This window comes from Kitasatospora sp. NPDC091257 (assembly GCF_044757675.1).
In the GTDB taxonomy this organism is placed as follows: Bacteria; Actinomycetota; Actinomycetes; order Streptomycetales; family Streptomycetaceae; genus Kitasatospora; species Kitasatospora lactacystinica.
Map to the genome: position 1 here is coordinate 1 of NZ_JBIVVI010000245.1, position 8,876 is coordinate 8,876.

An 8,876-nucleotide genomic window follows, 5' to 3' on the forward strand; every position below is an offset into this window, starting at 1 on the left:
GTGGGCGATCTTCGGCAACGACACCGACAACGGCGGCCAGACCGTCATGGACGCGGCCGTCCGGTGTCTGTTTCCCGGTGCGGTGGCCGTTCGCGACTGGCGGGCGGTGACCCGGGTACCGCCCGGGCCTGACGGGGGAGGACACTGGTACCGGTCCCGCCCGCACGAGACGCCCGGAGGAACTGTGAGCGCAGCGCCCCTGCACGGCCACCACGACGGCCAGCAGCCCATCCCGCGTACCCAGGACGGCGTCGCCGCAGCCCTGCCACCGGCGCAGCGGATGGAGTTCTACCGGGAGATGGGCGAGGCCGACGTCGAGACGATTGGCGGCGTCCTGAAGCGCTGGTGGCTGCGGGCGGAGCTCTACCGCGACCCGGAGGGCGACCGGATCCACGCCGCCGTCCAGGCCGGCACCGCTCCCGGCGCCTCCGCCTCCGCGGTCCTGCGTCGGCTCGGGGCCCTGTGAGCGACGACTACACCGAGCTCCCCGACGACGACCCGATCACCGTCTCCCCGGCCGTCGAAGAACTCCTCGGCAACCCAGGCACACCGCCCGACGTGTTCTCCGCCGTCGTTGCCTTCCTGGTCGACCTACGGGAGAACCCCTTCCCTCACCTGAGCATGCCCGTCCCCGGCCGGCCCGGTATGCACTCCGCGCCGCTGCGCCGGGACCTGGGCCTGGTGGAGTACGTGGTGGACGAGGGCCAGGATCCGCCGCGGATCTACGTCTCCCGGGTTCTGCGGGTCGACTGAGCAGACCGTCCTTGCTGTGCTGCGGGTCCGTGTCTCGGAAGGGGCGTGGACCCGCGGTCCGTTCAGGAGCCGGCTCCGCGTACCAGTCGCAGTGCCGGCCTCGCGTTCTGCCCCGCCTGCCCGTCCACCGGTCCCGTGAGGACCCGGCGTGCCCTGGCCCGCATCTGTTCCTTGCGTTCGTCGCTGGCTTCCTCGTCGCCCGCGTAGACGACGACGTAGCGAGCGTCGGTGGTCTCGTCCTCCCAGCTGTAGGTGCGGTAGTTCGGTGTCGGCTGTTCTTTCGGCACGGGGACCTCCGGTCTTTCGGGGGACTCACCGTAGGCGACCTGGCAGTACTGGGGAAGGGCCGTGACGGCGGTCAGCCGGCCAGGCAGCCAGCGCCGGCCGGCGGCTTCCCGTCCGGCCACCGGGCACCGGAGCCGGCGATGTCCGCGGATCGGCGGCCAGGGCGGCGGTGCGGGGACCAGGAGCGGTGATGGCCAGAGGGCGAGGCCCGCTCGGAGCCGCTCGACGCGATGAAGGCCGTGTCGGCGGCGGGGCGACGTGGGACCGGCCCGTCGGCTACATGAACGGCCGAGCGAGGATCCGCAGCTGGTGTTCGGCGATGGCGCCCATAGGGCCGGCCGTGCCGAGGTGGGCCACGATGGTGGTCTCGAACAGCTCCAGCATCGACTCGGTCTCGCGCAGGGACTGGTGAGCGATGCGGGTGTGGGCCTCGCGGGAGCCGCCGATCTCCACGTCGATCTGGCCGTTGGCGACGGCGGTGAAGATGTTCTCGTGGGTGTCGATGCTGTCGCGGTACCTCGTGCGCAGGAAGTCGATCATCGCCTGGACGTCGCTCGCCGTGTTGTTCATCGCGTCATCGTGACGCACGACCGGCCGGAGCACATCCCCTGGTGCAGCGGCCGGGCAGATTTTTTCGGATGACATGTTCGCGGCCGAAAAATCCCAGGTCAGAGCCCTTTTCACTTCGACTTCCGGGGTCTAGCATTCCCGGCACGGCGGCCCCACCACAGCACCACCGGGCCGCCGAGCAGCGCAGCCGCGCCACGTCCTCCCGGCGCTGCTGGCCTCCCACCGGCCGGGTCCTCGGGAAACACCCCCTGCTCCCCGAGGGCCTGGCCGAGCTGCGCTCGGCCAGGCCGACCCCGTGCCGTCACGTGGTGTTCGCCACCGGGCTGCCCAGGGTGTCCCCGTCAATCGTCTGGAGGAAGGCCAACATGGCCAGACCGGTCGTCGCCGCGATCCTGTTCGACGCCAGCTGGGGAGACGCGGCCCCGGAGCGGGCGTACGCCCCTCACCACGAGCCCGTCGTCGACTGGAGGCTGCTGCGGAAGTTCCTCGACGACAACGGCTACAACGAGGTACGCATCACCACCAAACGTGACGGCAGCGTCAACCTCAGCCGGTAGCGGCGGACCGCACACCCGCCTCAGCCCAGGCTCGCCGCGGCAGATAGTTGGAGAGCGGTGTGAAACGGCGAAGCCGCTCCCGTCTGGGGTCGGCTTCGCCGTTTCACTGAGCCAGCCGGAGGCTTTGTCGCCGCTGAACTGCAGGGCTGTGGTTCGTCACAGGGGGATGACGCGGGTGAGGCGTACGACGTGGCTCGGCGTGTCGATGACGTACTCGACCAGGCCAGGGCCGAGGGGGATCGGCAGCCGGCGCCAGTCGCCGGCGCTGTCGCGGGCACTGCTCTCCGGCAGCCAGGGGTCCTCGGCGATCGCGACGGTGAGCGCGACGATCGCGGAGAACAGGTCGACGGGCAGGTTGGGGTCGGACAGGGCGTCCTGGACGGCTCGGACGGGAGGACCGGCCACAGGTCGTCCGGTTCTTCGTTACTCACCCGGCAGGTCTGCGCCTCGCTCGCGGCGCAGCCGTAGGACGTCAGCCATGGTGGTGGTGGGCAGGGTGGCGTTGCGGGCGGCGGCGATGATGCGGTCCTGGTCGGGGTCGGTGTCCATCTCGGCTTCGCACCACCAGCGGTTGAGGACCTGCTCGGCCTGGTCGATGGGGGCCTGGCCGAGTTCGCGGTAGAACTCCATCCGGCGGCCGCCCTGGAGTGCGCCTGCGATGCCGTCGGGGGTGCGCGGCACGCGGGGTTGCTGCGGAGGGTGGTACACGGGTTGGACGCTCATGGGTTCCTCCTGCCTCTGCCTCTGGGCACCACGGTATCCGGTGCCGGTCGGGTGCCGGGACGCGGTGGTCGTTCCCGTTCTCCGTCGGGGAACCTCGGCCGGGAGCCGGGTTCCTTCCTAGCCGTCGCTGCTGCGGAGGCGGTGCTGGCGTGCGGTGACGAGGGCGCGCCACCGGTCGCGGACGGCCTGGTCGCCGTCGTACCAGCACGCGGTGGAGGGGAAGTGGAGGTCGCGGCCGGCCATGAAGTGGGCGATGTCGGTGTAGTAGGCGTAGTCGTGGCCGCGGGTGAGGTGGTCGAGGTCGCGGATCGCGGTGTCCAGCGCGGCGTTGTCGTCGAGGACGGCGTGGTGGAAGCACAGGGCGAGGGCGAGGGTGGTGCGGGCGGCGCGGACGCCGGAGGCCCGGACCTCCGTGTCGAGGACGTTCGCGCGGTCGGTGAAGTCCTGGCCGCCGGTGCCGGCGTCGCGTACGAGGGCGGCGATGCGGGTGGTGAGGGTGGTGGCGCGCAGGTCGAGACCCACGAGGAGCTGGGCGGCGAGGTCGAGGTCGTCGTCGGCCGTCTCGGGGTCGGTGAAGGCGCGGACGAAGGCGAGCTGTGCCTGGGAGGTGGCACGTTCGCCAGCGACGGCGTGCTGTTCGGCGTCGGTGCGCGCGGCCTGGTAGGCGGCGGCGGCCTGGTCCATCTCGGCGTGGACCCACCACAGGTCGCCGAGGACGCGGTGCTGGCGTCCGGCCCAGCCGAGGTTCTGGGCGGCGGCCAGGGCGGCGGGGAAGTCGCCGTCGAGGCGGGCGAGGTGGGCGAGTCCCCGGCGGGCGGCGGGGGCGAGGCGGGTGGTGCCGGCGGCGACCTGCTGCATGCCCTGGCGGGAGGCGGCGCCGCGGCCGAGGTCGCGGTGGGCCTTGGCCCGGTAGTAGAGGGCCATGTCGGTCAGGTCCGCCGGGAGCAGGCGGCTGTCGATGACGCGGGTGAGGCGGTCGGCGGTGCGGGTGCGGTGCTCGCGCTGGCGGGCGGCGAGCGTACTGAGGGTTTCCACGAGGGCGTCGGCCGGGGTGTCCAGCACGGCGATGCCGCCCGGCCCGTTCACGGCGGGCTGCCCGGTCGGTGCGGCGGGTGCGGGCGGGGCGAGGGGTTCCCAGATTGAGTCGGAGACGTAGGCCCAGGCCGCGGCGGCGAGCCAGCCGAGGTCGAGGCGGTGGTCGCGGGCCAGGCGCAGGCCCTGGCGCAGGCAGCCGATCAGCAGGGCGCGGTCTCCGGCGGTGGCGGTGGTGCTCCATTGGTCGCCGAGGGCGGTGTGGGCGCGGTCGGCGGCGCGTTGCCAGTCCTGGTCGGACCAGCGGTCGTCGGTGCGGTCGTCGGCGCCGCGCAGGGTTGAGCGGACCAGGGCGTGGAGGTGGTAGGGCCACAGCGCGGTCGGGTCTTCGCGGACCAGGGGCCGTTCGATCAGGCGCAGGGCGGGTGCGTCGTGGGTCTGGCCGGCGGCGGCGGTGGCGAGGGGGATGTCGAAGGCGTCCAGGAGGGCGGCGGCGCGCAGGACGTGCCGTTCGTCCGCGGTGAGGTCCTGGAGGGTGCGGGCGATGAGGGCGGCGAAGTCGGCTTCGAAGTCGCCAGGTTCGGGGGTGCGGGTGCGGCGGATCTCCAGGAAGCGCAGGGCGGAGAGGTCGAGGTAGAGCGGAAGGCCGTGGGAGCGGCGGGCGATGACGGCGCGGACGGGGGCGGGGATGAGGGGCTGGCCGTCGTGGGTGAGGCGGTGGGCGAGGTAGTCCTCGCAGTCCTCGGGGGAGAAGTCGCCGATCAGCAGTTGCCTCGGCCCGGTGTTCGGGGCCGGGGTGCGGGCGGCGGGCAGCAGCGGGCTGGAAGCGGGGGCGAGGTGGGGCCAGGCGGCGGGGCCGGTGTAGTCGAGCTGGCCCTGCAGGGCGGGGTCGGCCCACTGCAGGCGGGAGCGGCCGGTGACGATGAACAAGGCGCTCGGCATGAGCCAGACGACACGCTGGACCAGGCGCTCCAGGTCGCGGTGGGTGCGGTCGCCGACGTCTTCGAAGCCGTCCAGCAGGACCACCGGCACGACGGTGTGCTTCGCGGGCAGGCGGGCGATTTCCCACGCCAGCAGGTGCGGGTAGAACGACAGCGCCTCCACGTCCGGCTCGGCCTCCAGCAGGTCCGCGAGCCGCACGCAGCCGGCCAGCGCGCGGGCCTTCTCGTGCCGCTGGCGCAGCGCTGTGACCAGGGCGGCGGCCACCTGGCCGGCGGCGGAACCGACGACACCCGGCAGGGCGAGCTGCTGCGCGGCCTCGCCGACGGCTCCCTTGATCTGCCCGGGCAGGGCATCGCCCGCCATCGCGGCAAGTCCGCGGCGGCGCAGGTACTCCTCCAGCGGCTCGCCCGGGTGCACGGTGTCCCAGTAGCGGCGCAGCGCGATGTCGAAGGCGGGCAGGCCGCGGCCGACGTGGCGGGCGAGCGCGAGGCGCAGGGTGAGGACGAGCTGCTCGATGTCGGCGCCGGCCGAGCGGGCGAGGTCGACGCGCACCGGAAGAAGGCGGGAGCCGGCGGGCCAGGAGGGCTCCCCCCACTGGGCGGGGCGCCGGGCGGTGTCGGCGAGGGCGGCCTCCAGCTTGCGGGACAGGGTGGTCTTGCCGATGCCGCCGACCCCGTGGAAGACCAGCACGTTGTGTCGGGGAGCTTCCAGGTCCTGGACGTCGAAGCCCGGGGCGGCGATGCGGGCGAGGTGGTCGGCGAGCGCGGAAGCGACGGCGTCCCACTGGGCCTGGCGGTTGGTGAACGCCTCGTCCGCGTCCAGTGCCTGGTTGTTCGAGCCGAACAGCGCCCGCAGGTCCCGTGCCACGTGTGCCCTCTCCCCGTCTGCCTGACCGTCCATCAACCTACGCCCTCGCCCGCCGGCGGCGGTACCGGCCGGCGCCGGAGCGGGCACGATGGTCGGCGTCGCGGGCGCTCCGGCCGACGGCTCGGTGGGACGACCGGGGCGCGGCACCGGCGGCACCGGAGGCGTGTGAGACTGGCGGCGACCGTGACAGTTCAGATCCGAGGTGGTGCCACCGTGCCCGACCCCCGTCCCGAGGACGGCCCCGCCGAGATGCCAGGCCTGCCGGCCGCCGACCCGCAGGAGCGGGCGGAGCGGGCCCTTCACGCGGTGGTGGCCTGGTACAGCTCGGGCATCCGCGACCTGCGCCCCGCGGTGAGGGAAGGCGCCGAACCCGGGGACCTGGACATCCTGTTGAACGCCCGGCAGCGGGCAATGGCCGACCTTCACCGGCTAAGAGACGGCGTGGACACCGCGGAAGCCGCCCGCCTGGCCGCCCACTACACGGCGGTCCTGCGGGAGCTGACCGGCGGGAGCTGACCGGCGCTCAGACGACCGCCACGGCGGGCAGCGGCCCGGCGGGCGGCATGTCCAGCGGCAGGGGGCGCAGCCGCTCCGGCAGGAGCGGGCGGGCGAGCGCCGCGATCTCCTCCACCTCCGCGCGGTGCTGCGGCAGCGCCCGGCGCACCTGCGCCTGGACCGTGAGGAAGCGCCGCGCCTCCGCCTCCGTGTAGGGGCGGGTCCGCTCGGAGTGCAGTGCCCACTCCGACGTGCCGAAGGACCGTCCCCGGCGCCACAGCGCGCGCCCGTCCCGGCCCATCACCACCAGGTCGTCGACCACGCCGGACGCCGCCGCCTGTTCGACCACGGCGGCCACCGCGTCGAAGCACCGGTTGTGCCCGGCCGCCGTCGTGAACCGTGCCGGAATTCCGTGGCGCTGCGCGTCCGCGTAGCGGCCGGCGGTGCCCTGGCGGCTGTCGGCGGCGCGTACCGCCAGTACCAGCACCTGGACGCGGTATTCGGACCGGTGGAACGCCTCGGCGCCGGCCAGGACCTCCCGGGCGCTGCCCGGGGCGGTCTCGATCACGATGTCGCCGCGCCGCTCGCGCACGTACGCCTGCGCCATTGCGAACCAGGCCTTGTAGTCCGCGCGGATCGCGGCCCCCGCGTCGCGCGCCTCGCAGCGCAGCAGGTCGAAGTAGTCCGGGTGCATCATCTTGAGGTCGTCGCCGACGAGGAGGACCGCGCCCGGGCGCATCGCGCGCTTGACCATGAGGGCGGCGGCGCTCTTGCCCGCGCCGGGCTGGCCCACCACGAACACCGCCACCGGCCGCTCCCGGGCGACGGCGCCGCCCAAGAGCATGGGCACGATGTCAAGGTCGAAGATCTCGCGATGCTCGGCCGCAGAGAGCCGGTGGAAGTCGACGCCCGGCGGCCGGCGCAGGGCCTGCGCGATTCGGCGCACCGGCTCGGACAGCGCGGCGGCCCGGCGAGCGTCGCGGGCCACCGCCAGCACGCGGTCGGCCGGGATCCGGTCCTCGGCGTGTACCAGCGCCCGCTCGGCCCGGGACAGCTCCCGCTGGAAGCCCGCGCTCTCCGCCGCGTCCCACCAACGGGCCCGCTCCGCCTCCACCGCCCGTGCCGCGCCCGGCGTCCTCGCCCAGGCGCCGTCGACGAGCTCGTTGCCGTACAGCGGCACCAGGTCGCGCCGCACCACGGTGACGCGGTCGGCCAGCATCTCCTCCTCGACCACCCGCAGGGTCGTCACCAGCGCGGCCGCGCACGCGTCGTGGGTCTCCCAGGACACGTACCGGCCCGCGCCCGTCGCCAGCGCCTGCTCGGTGTAGCGGGCGAGGACGCCGAGCTGGCTCCACGCCTCGGCGCAGGCCAGCGCCACCACCTCGACCCGGTACCCGGCCGCCCGGTAGGCCACGGCCTGCGCGCGCACCTCGTCGGCGTCGGCGAGCGCGGTCTCCACCAGCGCGTCGAACCGGCCCTCGCGCACCCGCTCCTCCACGGCCGCCTGCCAGCGGCGCGTGTCCGCCCGCACCCCCGCACCGGCGGTGCGCACATCCTGGGCCAGCAGCCGCTCGTAGTCCCGATGCGTGGCCTTGTACAGGTCGGCGCCCACCCGCACCGCGCCGCCGCGCAGACCGAGCACCGGCAGCAGCAGATCACCGAGCGTGCTCTTGCCACTGCCGGGCGGGCCCGCGACAAGGAGCACCACCGGATGCTCCTGCGGCACGGCCCCGGAGATCCCGGCCGGAACGATCACCCGCTCCAGGACATCAGCCCACTCGCGGTCGGAGAGCCCCTCCGCCATCGTCTCCCCCTCGCGCACCGCGTCTGTCCTCCGCTTTGCCTGTCCGCTCCGCGCCTCTTCAGGCCCCTTCCTGCCGCTCACGGAGCAGTCGCTCGCGCAGGTTCTGCAGGGGCTGGCCGAGGCGGAGGACCATGTACCCCCAGCCGTTGATCTCGGTGCCGACCTGGGCCTTCAGCGCGGGGGACGGCAGCGGGAACTCCCGGCCGTCCCTGATGCGGATCCATCCGTCCGGGGTGACGCTCGCGTGGAAGGTGTGGCCCGTGCGCTTCTTGACGTGGTGCAGCAATTCGCCGGGGTTGATCCAGCCACGCTCGATGAAGGGCATCAGCGCCCCGGCGTCCCGGCTCTGTTCCTTGTTGCCTTCGCCTTGAACAGTGCTTCCCCCGAGCAGCAGTCGGCGCAGAACGTCGTTCGGCGTGTCGACCAGCGGTTCGCTGTTCTTCTGCAGGACCGCGAAGACCTCGGCGTCGATCTCGATGCGGACCATGGCAGTGAGCCCCCCAATGTCTTCTTTCACTTTACTGCTCAAAGATCTCCAAGATGGAAAGCAAAGTCAATCTGATCCGGCCAGGCCCCGGCGTGACCACGTTCCGGCACCGCGCCGCCCGGAAAACAGGTACCGCGCTCTCCCACGAACCGGTCGCCGGCCCGGGTGCTCATGTCGGCCCAGGCGTGGCGTCCGCTCACGGCCGGCGGCCTGACCTTCTCCGACCCGCCTGCTGTGGCATCTGTGTCGAGGGGCCGCTGATTCGCTGTTCGAGTAGCGGGTTGCCTGCGCTCGGTGACCGCCGAGGGCTAGCGTGGGGCCGTCGGACGGACGGGGGAGGGGATCAGGGGTGGATCTCCCG

Annotated in this window: 11 protein-coding genes; 4 read left to right on the plus strand and 7 right to left on the minus strand. The window is 73.4% G+C overall.

The genetic code is table 11. The features are described from left to right. Together ACIQOV_RS14210 and ACIQOV_RS14215 are read left to right on the plus strand one after the other, a co-directional pair. On the plus strand, positions 1–466 hold a 466-nt coding region (locus ACIQOV_RS14210; RefSeq protein ID WP_401048474.1), incomplete at its 5' end, for a hypothetical protein. Continuing rightward, entirely contained in the window at positions 463–753 is a 291-nt protein-coding gene (locus ACIQOV_RS14215; RefSeq protein ID WP_401048475.1) for a hypothetical protein, read from the plus strand. The genes ACIQOV_RS14210 and ACIQOV_RS14215, both read left to right, overlap by 4 nt. A 62-nt stretch (positions 754–815) precedes the next feature. Here ACIQOV_RS14215 and ACIQOV_RS14220 read toward each other — a convergent pair whose 3' ends face one another. After that, a complete protein-coding gene (locus ACIQOV_RS14220) occupies positions 816–1,040 on the minus strand; it encodes a hypothetical protein (protein ID WP_401048477.1) in 225 nt (74 codons plus the stop codon). A 274-nt stretch (positions 1,041–1,314) separates the two neighbouring features. Continuing rightward, a complete protein-coding gene (locus ACIQOV_RS14225) occupies positions 1,315–1,608 on the minus strand; it encodes a hypothetical protein (RefSeq protein WP_401048479.1) in 294 nt (97 codons plus the stop codon). Positions 1,609–1,973: 365 nt separating this feature from the next. On the opposite strand from ACIQOV_RS14225, the gene ACIQOV_RS14230 reads away from it, so the two are divergent. Continuing rightward, positions 1,974–2,165, plus strand: coding sequence for a hypothetical protein (locus ACIQOV_RS14230; RefSeq protein ID WP_401048481.1), 192 nt, complete (start codon positions 1,974–1,976; stop codon positions 2,163–2,165). A gap of 156 nt (positions 2,166–2,321) precedes the next feature. On the opposite strand, the gene ACIQOV_RS14235 is transcribed toward ACIQOV_RS14230, so the two are convergent. The 3 genes from ACIQOV_RS14235 to ACIQOV_RS14245 all read right to left on the minus strand — a co-directional run bounded on the left by ACIQOV_RS14235 (position 2,322) and on the right by ACIQOV_RS14245 (position 5,729). Continuing rightward, a complete protein-coding gene (locus ACIQOV_RS14235) occupies positions 2,322–2,570 on the minus strand; it encodes a hypothetical protein (protein WP_401048482.1) in 249 nt (82 codons plus the stop codon). Between the two features lie 18 nt (positions 2,571–2,588). Beyond that, positions 2,589–2,888: a hypothetical protein gene (locus ACIQOV_RS14240; RefSeq protein ID WP_401048483.1), complete on the minus strand. Its 300-nt coding sequence runs from the start codon at positions 2,886–2,888 to the stop codon at positions 2,589–2,591. A gap of 117 nt (positions 2,889–3,005) precedes the next feature. After that, the gene (locus tag ACIQOV_RS14245; protein ID WP_401048485.1) at positions 3,006–5,729 is read right to left on the minus strand and encodes an ATP/GTP-binding protein; all 2,724 of its coding nucleotides are present in this window, start codon (positions 5,727–5,729) and stop codon (positions 3,006–3,008) included. 213 nt (positions 5,730–5,942) lie between these two features. On the opposite strand from ACIQOV_RS14245, the gene ACIQOV_RS14250 reads away from it, so the two are divergent. Continuing rightward, on the plus strand, positions 5,943–6,245 hold the full coding sequence (locus tag ACIQOV_RS14250; RefSeq protein WP_401048487.1) for a hypothetical protein: 303 nt from the start codon (positions 5,943–5,945) through the stop codon (positions 6,243–6,245). 7 nt (positions 6,246–6,252) lie between these two features. On the opposite strand, the gene ACIQOV_RS14255 is transcribed toward ACIQOV_RS14250, so the two are convergent. After that, positions 6,253–8,046 (minus strand): zeta toxin family protein, encoded by a 1,794-nt coding sequence (locus ACIQOV_RS14255; RefSeq protein ID WP_401048488.1) that lies wholly within the window; start codon positions 8,044–8,046, stop codon positions 6,253–6,255. Positions 8,047–8,086: 40 nt separating this feature from the next. After that, a complete protein-coding gene (locus ACIQOV_RS14260; RefSeq protein ID WP_401048490.1) occupies positions 8,087–8,515 on the minus strand; it encodes a hypothetical protein in 429 nt (142 codons plus the stop codon). Between the last annotated feature and the right edge of the window lie 361 nt (positions 8,516–8,876).

What these genes read in the sequence shown, in the direction of transcription:
- ACIQOV_RS14225 (WP_401048479.1), bottom strand. Translation starts at nt 1,608, where the DNA reads ATGAACAACACGGCGAGCGACGTCCAGGCGATGATCGACTTCCTGCGC.
- ACIQOV_RS14230 (WP_401048481.1), top strand. Translation starts at nt 1,974, where the DNA reads ATGGCCAGACCGGTCGTCGCCGCGATCCTGTTCGACGCCAGCTGGGGA.
- ACIQOV_RS14240 (WP_401048483.1), bottom strand. Translation starts at nt 2,888, where the DNA reads ATGAGCGTCCAACCCGTGTACCACCCTCCGCAGCAACCCCGCGTGCCG.
- ACIQOV_RS14260 (WP_401048490.1), bottom strand. Translation starts at nt 8,515, where the DNA reads ATGGTCCGCATCGAGATCGACGCCGAGGTCTTCGCGGTCCTGCAGAAG.